This window comes from Pseudomonas sp. RC2C2, from assembly GCF_018390435.1.
GTDB lineage: Bacteria > Pseudomonadota > Gammaproteobacteria > Pseudomonadales > Pseudomonadaceae > Aquipseudomonas > Aquipseudomonas donghuensis.
Window position 1 is genome coordinate 2,506,524 of the sequence record NZ_JAHBAX010000001.1, and the last position, 14,335, is coordinate 2,520,858.

Below are 14,335 nucleotides of genomic sequence, written 5' to 3' on the forward strand. Positions count from 1 at the left end.
GATGGCTGCGCCAATCGCCATGCCGATCGCACACGCAAAGGCAGCACAGCGCGCCGGTGTACCGCTGGGGGATCGACTGTTCGTGGTCGGCGGCAAGTGGTTGCTGCTGCTTCTGCTCACCGTCGCGGTCCTGATGCCACTGCTGGCGATCTTCTGGCGCGGTTTCAGCAGTGATACCGGCCAGGGCGGTGGCCTGGTTGCCGCCCGCGAATTGTTTGCCAGTGCCAACTTCCACTGGTTGCTGGGCAACAGCCTGAAAGTCTCGCTCAGCGTTGCAGCCATTGTGGTGCCGCTGGCCTACCTGTTCGCCTACGCCCTGCAGCGCACGCTGATCCCGGCCAAAGGCCTGTGGCGCGGCATCTCATTGCTACCGTTGCTGGCGCCATCGATGCTGCCGGCCATTGCCCTGGTCTACCTGTTCGGCAATCAGGGCCTGCTGCGCGGGCTGCTCAGCGACAATATCTACGGCTTCTGGGGCATTGTCCTCGGTGAGGCCATCTACACCTTCCCGCATGCGCTGATGATCCTGCTTTCAGCCCTGTCGCTGGCCGATGCGCGTTTGTTCGACGCCGCCTCGAGCATGGGGGCCGGGCCTTGGCGCGCCTTTCACAGCATCACCTGGCCGGCGACCCGGCAGGCGGTGTTCGCCGCCTTCTGCCTGGTGTTCACCCTGACCATCACCGATTTCGGTGTGCCAGTGGTGGTCGGTGGCGATTATCAGGTGCTGGCGCTGGAGGCCTACAAGGCCGTGGTCGGCCAGCAACAGTTCGGCCGCGGTGCCTTGATCGGCATGGTCCTGTTGGTGCCGGCGCTGCTCAGCTTTGCCGTCGATGCCTGGTTGCGCCGCCGCCAGGGCGACTCGATGAGCGGCCGTGCCCAGGTGTTCCAGCCACAGCCTTCGCGGCGCCGCGATGCCTGCTTCCTGGCCGTGGTCATACTGATTTGCGCGGTGCTGTTGCTGGTGGTGGGCATGGCGGTGTACTCATCGCTGGTCAAGTTCTGGCCTTACAACCTGTCGCTGTCGCTCAAGCACTACCAGTTCGACGAAACCGCCGGTGGCGGCTGGCTGGCCTACCGCAACAGTCTGACCATGGCCCTGGGCACGGCGCTGATCGGCAGCGCGGTGATTTTCACCGGTGCCTACCTGATGGAAAAAACCAAGGGCCAGCGCGGCCTGAACCTGTTGCTGCGCCTGCTCAGCTTCGTGCCGATGGCGGTGCCGGGGCTGGTTCTGGGGCTTGGCTACGTGTTCTTCTTCAACCTCGCCAGCAACCCGCTGCATGTGTTCTACGGCAGCATGGCGCTGCTGGTGGTGTGCACCATCGCCCACTACCTGACCACCGCGCAGATGACCGCGACCACCGCCCTGCGCCAGCTCGATGGCGAGTTCGAGGCCGCTGCGCTGTCGCTCAAGGCGCCGCTGTACCGGCATTTTCTGCGGGTCACCGTGCCGATCTGCCTGCCGGCATTGCTCGACATCATCCGCTACCTGTTCGTCTCGGCAATGACCACGGTGTCGGCGGCGATCTTCCTCTACAGCCCCGACACCATCCTCGCCGCGGTCGCCGTACTGAACATGGATGACGCCGGCAACGTCGGCGGTGCCGCGGCGATGTCGACCCTGATCCTGTTTACCAGCGCCACCGTTTCGCTGCTCCTGGCCTGGGCCTCGCGCGGCCTGTTGCAACGCTCCCAAGCCTGGCGCCAGCGCGCGCCGGGTCACTGATTGCCTCTCCCAACCTGTACCGTTCAAAGGAACCGCATCATGTTCAAGCCACTTGCTCTTGCCGCTGCCGTCCTCACTGCGTTCAGTGTGCAGGCCTACGCCGCCGACACCCAGCTGACGGTCTACACCGCACTCGAAGCCGAACAGCTCAAGAGCTACAAGCAAGCCTTCGAGAAGGCCAACCCGGACATCGAAATCAAATGGGTGCGGGATTCCACCGGCATCATCACCGCCAAACTGCTGGCCGAAAAAGACCGCCCGCAAGCCGATGCCGTGTGGGGCCTGGCAGCGTCGAGCCTGGCCATCCTCGACCAGCAGGGGATGCTGCAAAGCTATGCACCGAAAGACCTCGGCAAGATCGGCGCCAACTACCGCGATGCCGCCAACCCGCCAGCCTGGGTGGGCATGGACGTCTGGGCCGCGACCATCTGCTTCAACACCGTCGAGGCCGAGAAACAGGGCCTGAGCAAGCCGGTGAGCTGGCAGGATCTGACCAAGCCCGAGTACAAGGGCAAGATCGTCATGCCCAACCCGGCGTCTTCCGGCACCGGCTTCCTCGATGTCAGCGCCTGGCTGCAGACCTTCGGCGAGAAACAGGGCTGGGCGTACATGGACGGCCTGCACAAGAACATCGGCCAGTACGTTCACTCCGGCTCCAAGCCTTGCAAGCTGGCGGCGGCGGGTGAGTTCCCGATTGGTATCTCCTTCGAATACCCGGCTGTGCAGCTCAAGCGCCAGGGCGCGCCGCTGGACATCGTCCTGCCCAAGGAAGGCCTGGGCTGGGAGATCGAAGCCACTGCGGTGATCAAGGGCAGCCAGCATGAAGACGCGGCCAAGCGCCTGGCCGACTTCTCGGCAAGCCCGGCGGCCATGGAGCTGTACAAGGAAAACTTCGCCGTCCTGGCCCAGCCCGGTATCGCCAAGCCGCAGACCGAACTGCCGGCCGACTACGAGCAGCGCCTGATCAAGAACGACTTCGCCTGGGCTTCGAAGAACCGAGACAGCATCCTCGCCGAGTGGCGCAAGCGCTATGACGGCAAGTCGGAGAAGGTGGCGCAGCAGTAACACTGCGTTGACTTCATCGCTGGCAAGCCAGCTCCCACAGGATCGGTGTATGCAGTACCTGTGGGAGCTGGCTTGCCAGCGATGGGGGCGACGAATTCTTCAAGGAACCTCAAATGACCGATCTACTCATCGTCGGCGCCGGCATCCTCGGCCTGTCCCATGCCTACGCCGCCGCCCGGCGTGGGCTCAAGGTGCGGGTCTTCGAGCGCAGCGCCACGCCCCTGGGCGCTTCGGTGCGCAACTTCGGCCAGGCCCTGGTCACCGGCCAGCCGCCCGGCCAGATGCTCGAGCTGGCCAAGGCCAGCAGCGGCATCTGGAAGCACTGGGCGCAGCAGGCCGGCTTCGAGCTCAAGGCCAATGGCTCGCTGCTGTTTGCCCGTACCGCGCTGGAACTGGAACTGCTCGAAGCCTTCTGCGCCGAGCGTGCGCCACAACATGACTACCAGGTGCAACTGCTCAGCGGCGCCGACCTGAACGACCTGTATGGCGGCCAGTTCCGCCACCACCGCGCCGCCTTGCGCGGGCTGCAAGACCAGCAGTTGTATTCACGCGAAGCCTTGCCGAGCCTGATCCGCTTCCTGCAGCAGGTGCTGGATGTACAGTTTCATTTCTCTACCCTGGTGCGCGGTATCGAACCGGGGCGGGTGTCGACCACGGCGGGGGATTTCAACGCCAAACAGGTGGTGGTCTGCTCCGGTCACGACTACCAGACCCTGCTCGCCGAACCCATCGCTGCCCTGCAGCCGCAGATTTGTCGTCTACAGATGCTGCGTGCCCGGCCGCGCTTCAAGCTCGACCTGCAGCACGCATTGCTGACCGGCCTGAGCTGCGTACACTACGGCGCCTTCGCCGACCTGGCGCAAGCCCAGGCGCTTAAAGCGCAACTGCAGGCCAACAGCCCGCACCTGCTGGAGCACGGCATCCACCTGCTGATCAGCCCTACACCCCATGGCGAGCTGATCATTGGCGACTCCCATGCCTATGGCAGCGATGCTTCACCGTTCAACGCCGAGCAGGTCGACAACTGGATGCTCGAGCTGGCCGAGCACACCCTGGGCGGGCGCATCGAAGTGGTCGAACGCTGGCAGGGCGTCTATGGTTCTGGCGGGCCGGGGCCGTTTTCCTTGCTGCAGGTCGCGCCGGGTATCAGCGCCGCGCTGATGCACAGCGGCGTCGGCATGAGCGTCGGCCCGGCCCTGGCCGAGCAACATATCGCCCGTTTGCTAGAGGAGAGCGACTGACCATGCGTATGAGCCTGTAAACCATGTCCCCGGCTTGCCCCGCGATAGCGTCCTAAAGCTCTAGCACCAAAGCATCAATCTGCTCCTGACGCTCCGCCTGATTGACCCTCGCCCCCGGATTGAGCGACGACCACTGCGGATGCGCCCGTGCCTTGTTCAGCGCTTCCGGCAATTTGCCTTCACGCCAGGTCTGCTCCTGCGGTGTTGCCAGCTTGATTCGCTCCATCGCCGCATGACCACGGGCATCCAACGCATGCATCAGCTGATGCTGACGCAGTGCCAACAGGCGCAACACGCTGTCATCCACCGTCAACTCGCGCTGGCCCTTGAGCTTGCCGAGCAGGCGCGAGCCATAGCTGCGGGCGGTCTGCAGGGCGCCGCCGGCAATCGCCCCGGCCAGCGCTGCAACCCCGAGGGTCAGGCCGCCGACCAGCAAATCGACTCCCGCCCCGGCCGCCGCACCGGCCGCCACGCCGCTGCCCAGGCGTACTCCGAGCAGCTTGAGGGTTTCCGGGTTGAACAGGTCATCGCCCCAGCGCCCGTCGAGCAAGGGCAGGTCGCTGCTGGCGGCGTCTTCCTTGCGAAAGGCATAGAGCTTGAGCAGTGCTTCGACGCAGCGTTGCTCGCGCTGGCGCACATCGCGGCGCAGGGCTTCGATGGCCACGGCCTCGGCGCCGGGTTCGGCAACTACGCTGCGCCGGCAGGCAGCGCAGTCGAGCAGCAGATCGGCGACCAGGCGCTTGGCGCTTTCACGCCGGGCCTGGCGCTGGGCCTGTTGATCGTCGATCAGGCGTTGCAGTGCGCTGCGGGAGTGCTCCAGCATCAAGGCCAGGCTTTCGTACAGGCGACGCTCGCCGTCTTCCGGCGGGGCGACGCTGTCGAAGCGCACCAGCGCATGCAGACCCAGACGCGCCAGGGCTTCGCGCCAGTCGGCTTCACGATGGTCGCTGCTGGCGACGAAATTGAGCACCGGCAACAGCGGCTTGCCGCATCCGGCGAGCACTTCCAGCTCGTCGCGGTACTTGGCCAGCACCGGCTCGCGGGCATCAATCACATACAGACCGGCATCGCTGGCCAGCAACTGGCGCAGCACCTTGGCCTCTTGTTCAAAACGCTGGCGTGCTTCGCTGCCCTGCAGAAAGCGCTCCAGCCGCGCCGGACCATCAAGGCGTTCGCCCGGGCGTTCCAGGCGTTCGAGGTAATCGAGCAGGGCGATGGCATCTTCCAGCCCCGGCGTGTCGTAGAGCTCCAGCAGTGGCTCGCCGTCAACCGACAGGCGTGCGCCCTCGACATGGCGGGTGGTGCTCGGCCGGTGGGACACTTCGCCGAAGCCGACATCGCGGGTCAGGGTGCGCAACAGCGAGGTCTTGCCGACATTGGTGTGGCCGACCACGGCCAGTTTCAGTGGCTTAGTCATGGCCATGCTCCAGCCAGTTCAGCGGGGCAGTGTCGGCGTAATTCAAGCCGAGTTGTTCCAGGGCCTGATGCCAGTCGCCGAGACGGTCAGCATCCAGCGCCTGGCCGGGCATCGCCTGCAGCAGCCAGATGCGCGTGGCGCCGGCATTACGCGCAAGCTCGGCAAGCAGTGCCAGGCTACCGCGGTCGGGCGAGCGGCGCGGGTCGCAGGCAATCGCCAGGCGCGCCGGAGGAAAGCGGCTGAGCTGTTCGAGCAGCTTGTTGCGAGACTCGCGGCTGTCGAGGATGCCGGCGTTGCTTACCGCTGCTGGCAGGGCGGGTGGCCATGGGCGTTTGTCGTCCAGTTCGAGACCGACCAGCAGGGCGCCATTGCTGTGTTCTTCGCCGACGCCCCGGACAATCTGCGGCAGGGCATCAGGCGCGGCATCGTTGACGCCCAGGCGTTCGCTGCTGGGCATCAGCGCATCGCGCAACTGGCTGTAGCCGGGCAGATTGAGGTCCAGGTGCAAGCGCGCCCGGCCACTGCGCCAGTGCCATAGGCACCAGGCGGCAAGCAGCAGGCGCGGGACGATGCCATACACCAGCAGCACCCCCAGCAACCAGCCGGCCCAGGCCTGGCGGGCCAGTTCCAGTGCCGGTTGGCTGTCGCCGCTGGCGCGGATCATGGCCACGTCCGGTACGCTGAAGCCAAGCAACGCCGGCAGGGCACCCAGGGCCTGGGTCAGGGCAACGAAGGTGTCGGCGCCAAGAATGGTGGTTTCCCAGACGAAGCCATAACGCCGGGTCGCCAGCAGAATCAGCAACATCAGCAGCGCCGTGCCCAGGGCTACCAGCCACAGGCTGTGCACCAGCAGGCCGAGCAGCCAGCGGTTGAGCCTTTGCCGTTGCAGCATCACTAGCAGGGCGGGTGCCAGGTGCGCGGCCTGGGCATCACGGGCGAATTTTTCGCTGAGCCACAGCCACAGGCGGCCAAGGCTGGCGCCCTGTTCAGCGGTGAAGAAAAAGCCCAGCAACCAGCCGAGCAACAGCAACAGGTTAAGCCCGAGCAGGCTGCCCAGGGCCCAGAACACGTTCACCGGGCGCAGGCTGTCGCCGAGGGCGGCCAAGGCCAGGCCGGCGCCGCTGAGCACGGCAAGCACCATCAGGGCCGCCAGCGCCAGGCGTGCGCCTTGTTTCCAGTGTTGCAGGGCGCTGCGCATGCCATCGCGTTCGGCCAGCCACAGGGCGCGGCTTTCGATGCGCGCCGGCAGGTCGCCGCCCGATTGGCGGGCGCGGCGGTTGGCTTCCTGGTCTTCCAAGGGGCCTGCATGTTCTTCGCGCAGGCGCACGGCTTCGGTGAGCCAGCGTTTGTCCAGGTCAGTCAGTGCAGTCACGCGGTCTTCCATTGATCAAGTCAGCCCAAAGCATAACCCAGGCATCGAAGATCGGGCTTTGCTATCCTCGCCGGCATGAAAACATCACTCCCCCTCAGCCTGATCGCGGCCCTCGCCGAGAACCGCGTGATCGGCATCGACAACAGCATGCCCTGGCACCTGCCGGGGGATTTCAAGTATTTCAAGGCCACCACCCTGGGCAAGCCGATCATCATGGGTCGCAAAACCTGGGATTCGCTGGGCCGACCGCTGCCGGGGCGCTTGAACCTGGTGGTCAGCCGCCAGCCGGGCTTGCAGCTCGAAGGTGCCGAGGTGTTCGCCTCGCTCGATGAAGCGATGGTGCGTGCCGAGCAATGGGCACTGGCGCAGGGCGTCGATGAGCTGATGCTGATCGGCGGCGCGCAGCTGTATACCCAGGCGATCGAGCGCGGCCTGGCGGATCGGCTGTACCTGACGCGGGTGGAATTGAACCCGGAAGGGGATGCGTGGTTTCCGCCGTTTGATCAGGCGCAGTGGAAGCTGGCGTCGAGTCAGGCGAATGCGGCTGAAGGTGACAAGCCTGCTTATCACTTCGAGGTCTGGGAAAAGGCCTGAAAAGCATCGCCGGCAACGCCGGCGATGAGGCCCTTCAGGGCGACGCAGGACTCAGGAGTGCGTCAGCTGCGCATGCTCCTGCGCCTCCAGCACTGACTTGTCAGTCTGCTTGAGCATCTGGCTGGTGATCGCCCCTGCAGTCATCGAACCGTTCACGTTCAGCGCCGTGCGGCCCATGTCGATCAACGGCTCGACCGAGATCAGCAAGGCCACCAGCTCGACCGGCAAGCCCATGGCTGGTAGTACGATCAGTGCCGCGAAGGTCGCACCACCACCCACGCCCGCGACACCCGCCGAACTCAGGGTGACGATCGCCACCAGGGTGGCAATCCACAGCGGGTCAAATGGATCGATGCCCACCGCTGGCGCCACCATCACCGCCAACATCGCCGGGTACAGGCCGGCGCAGCCGTTCTGGCCAATGGTCGCCCCGAACGATGCGGCAAAGCTTGCGATCGACTGCGGAATGCCCAGGCGCAGGGTTTGCGCCTCGATGCTCAGCGGGATGCTGGCGGCGCTGGAGCGGCTGGTGAAGGCGAAGGTCAGCACCGGCCAGACCTTGCGGAAGAAGCGCAGCGGGTTCACACCGCTCATAGCCAGCAGCAGGCCGTGCACCACGAACATCAGGCCCAGGCCGATGTACGACACCACCACGAAGCTGCCGAGCTTGAGGATGTCGTCCAGGTTCGAGCTGGCCACCACCTTGGTCATCAACGCCAGCACGCCGTACGGGGTGAGCTTCATCACCAGGCGCACCAGGCGCATCACCCAGGCTTGCAGGGTGTCGATGGCAGCCAGGGCGCGGTTGCCCTTCTCGGCATCATCCTTGAGCAACTGCAGGGCGGCCATGCCGAGGAACACGGCAAAGATCACCACGCTGATGATCGAGGTCGGCTTGGCCCGGGCCAGGTCGCCCACCGGGTTGCTGGGGATGAACGACAGCAGCAGCTGTGGGATGTTCAGGTCGGTGACCTTGCCCACGTAGTCGCTCTGGATCGCCGCCATGCGCGCAGTTTCGGCGGTGCCGGCCACCAGGCCTTCGGCGGTCAGGCCGAACAGGTTGGTCAGCACGATGCCGATCAATGCGGCGATGGCCGTGGTGAACAGCAGGGTGCCGATGGTCAGGAAGCTGATCTTGCCCAGCGACGAAGCGTTGTGCAGGCGCGCCACGGCGCTGAGGATCGAGGCGAAGATCAGCGGCATGACGATCATCTGCAGCAACTGCACGTAACCGTTGCCCACCAGGTCGAGCCAGCTGATGGTGGCCTTGAGGATCGGGTTGCCGGCGCCATAGATGGCATGCAGGGCGGCGCCGAACAGCACGCCGAGGACCAGGCCGACCAGGACCTTCTTGGCCAGGCTCCAGTTGCCATGACGGGTTTGCGCCAGGCCCAGCAACAACGCCAGGAACGCCAGCAGATTGAGAGACAACGGCAGATTCATTGAAGCTCCAGGAAAAAAGGCGGGGCATCGCCTCTGTGTGCGATTGCGAACAGAAATGCTAACAGCATGAAAACGAACGAATTTATATCGAAATGGAATTTCTATAGTCGTTTTTGGAATAACGGCGGGTCGCAAACAGAATGCACGTGGCCGCTCAGGGGCGTGTCGGTGTCGCTGTCGGGTCGGTGTGCATTTCAGGCTTTGCTAGCGTGAGCGGGCCACTTTTCTGGAGAAATGCACATGACGTCTGCTCCGAAAATCCTCGCCGCCGGCCTTGCCTTGTTGCTGACCGGGCATAGCTGGGCCACGGAACTCAAGCACTGGCCGGTCGAGGCTGCCAAACAACTGGACACAATGATTGCCGCCAACGCTAACAAGGGCAACTACGCGGTCTTCGACATGGACAACACCAGCTACCGCTTCGACCTCGAAGAATCGCTGCTGCCGTTCATGGAGAACAAGGGCCTGCTCAGCCGTGACAAGCTCGATCCGTCACTCAAGCTCATCCCCTTCAAGGACACCGCCGAGCACAAGGAGAGCCTGTTCAGTTACTACTACCGGCTCTGCGAAATCGACGACATGGTCTGCTACCCCTGGGTCGCCCAAGTGTTTTCCGGCTTCACCCTCAAGGAGCTCAAAGGTTATGTCGATGAGCTGATGGCTTCGGGCAAGCCGGTGCCGAGCACCTACTACGAGGGTGATCAGGTCAAGCCCATCGAGGTGCAACCGCCGAAAGTGTTCGCAGGCCAAGCCGAGCTGTTCAACAAGCTGATGGAAAACGGCATCGAGGTCTACGTGATCAGCGCCGCCTCCGAAGAACTGGTGCGCATGGTCGCCGCCGATCCCAAGTATGGCTACAACGTCAAACCGCAGAACGTGATCGGCGTCAGCTTGCTGCTCAAGGACCGCACCAGCGGCGCCCTGACCACCGCGCGCAAGCAGATCAGTGCCGGCCGCTACGACGCGCAGGCCAACCTGGGCCTGGAACTGACCCCCTACCTGTGGACTCCGGCCACCTGGATGGCGGGCAAGCAGGCGGCGATCCTCACCTATATTGATGAGTGGAAGAAGCCGGTGCTGGTCGGTGGCGATACCCCAACCAGTGATGGCTACATGCAGTTCCATAGCGTCGACGTGGCCAAGGGCGGCATCCACCTGTGGATAAATCGCAAGGCCAAGTACATGGACCAGATCAACGGCATGATTGCCAAGCATGCAGCGGCCCAGGCCAAAGAGGGGTTGCCGGTGACGGCGGACAAGAACTGGGTGATCGTCACGCCGGAGCAGATTCAGTAAGCAAAATAGATATCAATTGCGAATTCATCTCATCTTCTGCTAGCGTGCGCTCACCTTGAGGCCCAACGCCAGGAAGTACCGTGTCTTCGTGGAATACGCAGATTGCCCGCTTGTTCGCCGAGCACAAGAAAGCGCTGGAAGCCTTTGTTGCGCGCCGTACCGGTAATGCGCAGGTGGCAGCCGACCTGACCCAGGAGTCTTTCCTGCGTCTGGCGCGGCTGCCTGCCGACAAGAAGATCGACAATCTACCGGCCTTCCTCTTCACCATTGCCAGCAACCTGGTACGTGACCATCAGCGTCAGTCCATTCGTCGCGAGCGCCTGGACGGCGGCGAACCCAGCGAGGAGCTGGCCTGCGAAACGCCAGGTGCCGACGAGCAATTGTCTGCGCTGCAAGAGCAGGCGCTGATGCACGAGGCTATCCAGGCCCTGCCCGAGGCGACCCGGCACATCTTCCTGCTCTATCATGTCGACGAATGTTCCTACCGGGAAATTGGCGAGCGCCTGCAGGTCTCCCCGCGTAGTGTCGAATACCAATTGCGTCGTGCGCTGATCGACTGCCGGGCCTTTATCAAGGCGCGCTTGCTCAGCGGTACGCCGAGGTCGTGCCCATGAGCCGGCCAATTGCAGCGACGGATACCCCGATGACCGACCCACACGCCATAGAGGCCGACGACCTGTTCGCCGAAGCCAGCGGCTGGTACTACCGCCTGCAGGCCGAAGACGTCACGGCCGATGAGCGCGAGGCCTTCAGCGCCTGGCTGGCCCAGGGCCCGGCACAGGCCCAGGCCTGGGAGGAAGTGCTTGGCCTGCTGGGTGCCTTGTGTGAACCGGCGCGGCAGATCCGCCAGGCGCAGCGCGCGCGTTGGCGCCGGCCGCGGCTGCAGGTCTGGGCCAGTGCTGCCGCGGTGCTGCTGATGGTCGGTTGGCTGGCGTACAGCCCCTGGCCGGACCGCTGGCGCGCCGACTATGCCACCCGCACCGGCGAGTCGCGCAGCATTGCCCTGGCGGACGGTTCGCAACTACAACTCAACACCGATACGGCCGTGCAGGTCGAGCTGGTCGATGGCGAGCGGCGGGTGCGGTTATTGCGTGGCGAGGCCTGGTTCGACGTCAGCCATGACCCGGCGCGGCCGTTTGTGATTCGCTCCGGTGATGGCTGGGTCAGGGTCGTGGGCACGCGCTTCAGCGTGGCCCGGGAAGGCGACCAGACCCGGGTGCGGGTAGCCCAGGGCAAGGTCCAGGTCAGTGCCGACAACACTCAGTCAGTGCTGCTGGAACCCGGTCGCGGTGTCGAGTATCGCGGCGCTCGCCTGAGCGCCGAGCATGGTTTTGATGTGCCGGCCGAGTTCGCCTGGCGCCAGCGCCAACTGGTGTTCCGCGAGCAGCCGCTGGTCGAAGTGGTCGATGCCCTGAACCGCTACTGGCCGGGGCAGACCCTGGTGTTGGGCGAGAGCCTGCGCCAGCGCAAAGTCTCGGGAGTGTTCGAGATCGACAAGCCCGAGGCCGTGCTCAAGGCCTTGACCCACACCCTGGGCCTGCGCGCCGAGCACTACACCCCGTATCTGCGGGTGTTGCGCGAGGGCTGAAAAATTTCTTACGAAAGTTTCAGGGTTTCCCCAGCAGCTGACGTCCTTGATCTCGTAGGCGCAAATAATAAGCACTCTCAGACAGTGTGGCGCCACTTAACGACTTCGACGATTCTGGGGAGCACCACTGATGGAACACACCACCGCCACCCGGCGCCTGCCCGGCGTGCCGACCCTGCTGAGCCTGGCCATTGCCCTGGGCTGCGGCACGCTGGCAATGCCGACCCTGGCCGCGTCTACCGCGCAAGCGCAGGCCTATCGCTTCGAGATCCCGGCGCAATCGCTGGATGCGGCGCTGGCGGCCTTCAGTGCGGTAACCCGGGTGCAGGTGCTGGTGGGCGCCGAGGTCACTCAAGGCCTGCGCTCCCCGGGCTTGAGCGGCAGTTATCCACAGGACCAGGCCCTGGCCCAGCTACTGGCCGGCACTGGCCTGAGTGCAACCTACATCGATCGCGATAGCGTAACCCTGGAAAAACGCCAGGGCGAAGACACCGCGTTGCAGTTGGGCGCGACCATGGTCGGCGGCAAGGTGCTGGGCGCTACCACCGAAGGTAGCCAGTCCTACACAACCGGTGCGCTGACCATCGGCAAGGGCGAACAAAAGCTCAAGGACATTCCGCAGTCGGTGTCGGTCGTCACCCGTCAGCGTATGGACGACCAGAACATGAACAGCCTGCAGGACGCCATGCGCCAGGTCACCGGGGCGACGATCAAGAGCTACAACTCCGGCTCCAGTCTGAATGATGTGTACATGCGCGGCTTCCTGGTCGATCAGGTGCAGGTCGACGGCGTCTCGCAAATGACTGGCCAGGGCGACCTGATGACCAGCTTCGACCTGGCGATGTTCGACCGCGTTGAAGTGTTGCGCGGGCCCTCCGGCCTGTACCAGGGCGCCGGTGAGCCCGGCGGCACCATCAACCTGGTGCGCAAGCGCGCCCTCGGTCAGTTCGCCCTCAGTGGCGAGCTGTCGGCAGGCTCCTACGATCACTACCACTCGACCGTGGACATCACCGGCCCGCTCAACAGCGACGGCAGCCTGCGCGGGCGCTTCGTTACCGCTTATGAGGACAACAAGTCCTTCGTCGATTACGCCCAGAACGAGCGGCCAATGGTGTATGGCCGGCTGGAATACGACGTGACCCCGGACACTACCCTGTCGCTGGGCGGCGCCTATCAGAAGAACCGTTCTACTCCGGCGTTCGGCCTGCCGGCTTACGCCAGCGGCAAGCTGCTGGACGTCAAGCGCTCGACCTTCGTCGATGCCAAGTGGAACGAACTGGACGAGCACGTCTGGGAAAGCTTCTTCGAAGTCGATCACGCCCTGGAGAACGGTGGCCAGTTCAAGACCTCGTTGACCTACCGCGATGCTGAAACCCCGACCCGCAACTTCACCTGGAGCGACGGTGCGGTCGACCCGGCCACCGGCGCCAGCTCGGCGGTGGCCTACTCCTACTACACCCACATCAAGACCCTGGGCCTGGACAGCTTCGTGACCTTGCCGGTGGAAGCCTTTGGCCGTACCCACGAGCTGACCATGGGGGCTGAATACCAGCACCTGGACAAGGACTTCACCTATGGCGGTGGTGAATACTTCGACACCAACGTGTTCGACCCGGGCAGCATCAATATCCCCAAGCAGAAGTACGAAATGGACAACGGCAACTGGTCGAAATCGCACCAGTACGGCCTCTACGCCCGCACCAAGATCAGCGCCACCGACTGGCTGGACGTAATCCTCGGCAGCCGGGTGACCTGGTTCGAAAGCGATGCGCATAACGCCAACGCCTTCTTCAACAACTTCAACAGCACCGAGACCAGCATCAACCGCAAGGTCATTCCCTACGGGGCGCTGGTGGCCAAGCTGACGCCGGAGCTGTCGGCCTATGCCAGCTACACCAGCGTGTTCAAGCCGCAGACCGATGTGAATGCCGGTGGCCAGACCATCGCCCCGCGCAAAGGTAAACAGTACGAAATCGGCCTCAAGCGTGAGTTTTACGATGGCCGCTTGAATGGCAGCGTGGCGCTGTTTCGCATCTACGACGAGAACCGCGCCGAGCTGGTGGCCAACAACCAGTACTACGAGCCGCAAGGCAAGATTCGCAGCCAGGGTTGGGAAACCGAGCTGAGCGGCAACCTCACCGACAACTGGAGCATCAGCACCGGCTACGCCTTCACCCTGCTCAAGTCGCTGAGCGGCGAAGACACCAACCAGGGCACCACCATCACCCCCAAGCACAACTTCAACCTGTGGACGCGCTACGAATTTGCCGATGGCCCGCTGAAGGACTTCAGCGTCGGTGGCGGGGTGCGGGCAGTGAGTGCCACCTACTACAAGCGTGACGTGGACTTCGTCCAGGGCGGCTACAGCATCGCCACGGCCCAGATGGGCTACAAATTCAACCAGAACCTGTCGGCGACGCTGACGGCCAATAACCTGTTCGATCGTACGTACTATGAGCGGGTGGACAGTTCGTGGGGGTCGAACTTCTATGGCGAACCGCGCAACCTGACCTTTACTGTACGGGCCAAGTACTGAGTTGAGGCCATCGCGGGGCAAGCCCGCTCCCACACCTGTGGGAGCGGGCTTGCCCCG

11 protein-coding genes are annotated in these 14,335 nt (G+C 64.1%); 8 read left to right on the top strand and 3 right to left on the bottom strand.

Annotated features, from left to right (window positions below; genetic code table 11):
• Position 1 precedes the first annotated feature (1 nt).
• From KHO53_RS11640 to KHO53_RS11650, 3 genes are all read left to right on the top strand, one after another.
• On the top strand, positions 2-1,726 hold the full coding sequence (locus KHO53_RS11640; protein ID WP_213570320.1) for a putative 2-aminoethylphosphonate ABC transporter permease subunit: 1,725 nt from the start codon (positions 2-4) through the stop codon (positions 1,724-1,726).
• 39 nt (positions 1,727-1,765) lie between these two features.
• The gene (locus KHO53_RS11645; protein WP_213570321.1) at positions 1,766-2,791 is read left to right on the top strand and encodes a putative 2-aminoethylphosphonate ABC transporter substrate-binding protein; all 1,026 of its coding nucleotides are present in this window, start codon (positions 1,766-1,768) and stop codon (positions 2,789-2,791) included.
• A 113-nt stretch (positions 2,792-2,904) separates the two neighbouring features.
• On the top strand, positions 2,905-4,032 hold the full coding sequence (locus KHO53_RS11650; RefSeq protein WP_100782604.1) for a TIGR03364 family FAD-dependent oxidoreductase: 1,128 nt from the start codon (positions 2,905-2,907) through the stop codon (positions 4,030-4,032).
• A gap of 52 nt (positions 4,033-4,084) precedes the next feature.
• On the opposite strand, the gene KHO53_RS11655 is transcribed toward KHO53_RS11650, so the two are convergent.
• Positions 4,085-5,449 carry a GTPase/DUF3482 domain-containing protein gene (locus KHO53_RS11655; protein ID WP_010222156.1) on the bottom strand — a complete coding sequence of 455 codons (1,365 nt, stop codon included), beginning with the start codon at positions 5,447-5,449 and terminating at the stop codon, positions 4,085-4,087.
• Entirely contained in the window at positions 5,442-6,833 is a 1,392-nt protein-coding gene (locus KHO53_RS11660) for a DUF2868 domain-containing protein (RefSeq protein WP_213570322.1), read from the bottom strand. Before KHO53_RS11660 ends, KHO53_RS11655 begins: the two co-directional genes overlap by 8 nt.
• A gap of 63 nt (positions 6,834-6,896) precedes the next feature.
• Here KHO53_RS11660 and KHO53_RS11665 point away from each other — a divergent pair, with 63 nt between their 5' ends.
• Entirely contained in the window at positions 6,897-7,415 is a 519-nt protein-coding gene (locus KHO53_RS11665; RefSeq protein WP_010222158.1) for a dihydrofolate reductase, read from the top strand.
• Positions 7,416-7,466: 51 nt separating this feature from the next.
• Here the strand turns inward: KHO53_RS11665 and KHO53_RS11670 are convergent, their stop codons facing one another.
• Positions 7,467-8,858, bottom strand: a complete 1,392-nt coding sequence (locus KHO53_RS11670) for an L-cystine transporter (RefSeq protein WP_010222159.1) — start codon at positions 8,856-8,858, stop codon at positions 7,467-7,469.
• Positions 8,859-9,098: 240 nt separating this feature from the next.
• Here KHO53_RS11670 and KHO53_RS11675 point away from each other — a divergent pair, with 240 nt between their 5' ends.
• The 4 genes from KHO53_RS11675 (at position 9,099) to KHO53_RS11690 (ending at position 14,278) form a co-directional block, all read left to right on the top strand.
• On the top strand, positions 9,099-10,154 hold the full coding sequence (locus KHO53_RS11675) for an HAD family hydrolase (protein WP_010222160.1): 1,056 nt from the start codon (positions 9,099-9,101) through the stop codon (positions 10,152-10,154).
• 80 nt (positions 10,155-10,234) lie between these two features.
• On the top strand, positions 10,235-10,768 hold the full coding sequence (locus KHO53_RS11680; RefSeq protein WP_010222163.1) for an RNA polymerase sigma factor: 534 nt from the start codon (positions 10,235-10,237) through the stop codon (positions 10,766-10,768).
• Positions 10,769-10,797: 29 nt separating this feature from the next.
• Complete coding sequence (locus KHO53_RS11685) at positions 10,798-11,742, top strand: FecR family protein (protein ID WP_213570323.1); 945 nt, start codon at positions 10,798-10,800, stop codon at positions 11,740-11,742.
• Positions 11,743-11,872: 130 nt separating this feature from the next.
• Complete coding sequence (locus tag KHO53_RS11690) at positions 11,873-14,278, top strand: TonB-dependent siderophore receptor (RefSeq protein ID WP_213570324.1); 2,406 nt, start codon at positions 11,873-11,875, stop codon at positions 14,276-14,278.
• Positions 14,279-14,335 lie beyond the last annotated feature (57 nt).

Excerpts from the sequence above, each read along its gene's own strand:
- KHO53_RS11640 (WP_213570320.1), top strand. The coding sequence starts at position 2 with ATGGCTGCGCCAATCGCCATGCCGATCGCACACGCAAAGGCAGCACAG.
- KHO53_RS11645 (WP_213570321.1), top strand. The coding sequence starts at position 1,766 with ATGTTCAAGCCACTTGCTCTTGCCGCTGCCGTCCTCACTGCGTTCAGT.
- KHO53_RS11650 (WP_100782604.1), top strand. The coding sequence starts at position 2,905 with ATGACCGATCTACTCATCGTCGGCGCCGGCATCCTCGGCCTGTCCCAT.
- KHO53_RS11655 (WP_010222156.1), bottom strand. The coding sequence starts at position 5,449 with ATGACTAAGCCACTGAAACTGGCCGTGGTCGGCCACACCAATGTCGGC.
- KHO53_RS11660 (WP_213570322.1), bottom strand. The coding sequence starts at position 6,833 with ATGGAAGACCGCGTGACTGCACTGACTGACCTGGACAAACGCTGGCTC.
- KHO53_RS11665 (WP_010222158.1), top strand. The coding sequence starts at position 6,897 with ATGAAAACATCACTCCCCCTCAGCCTGATCGCGGCCCTCGCCGAGAAC.
- KHO53_RS11670 (WP_010222159.1), bottom strand. The coding sequence starts at position 8,858 with ATGAATCTGCCGTTGTCTCTCAATCTGCTGGCGTTCCTGGCGTTGTTG.
- KHO53_RS11675 (WP_010222160.1), top strand. The coding sequence starts at position 9,099 with ATGACGTCTGCTCCGAAAATCCTCGCCGCCGGCCTTGCCTTGTTGCTG.
- KHO53_RS11685 (WP_213570323.1), top strand. The coding sequence starts at position 10,798 with ATGACCGACCCACACGCCATAGAGGCCGACGACCTGTTCGCCGAAGCC.
- KHO53_RS11690 (WP_213570324.1), top strand. The coding sequence starts at position 11,873 with ATGGAACACACCACCGCCACCCGGCGCCTGCCCGGCGTGCCGACCCTG.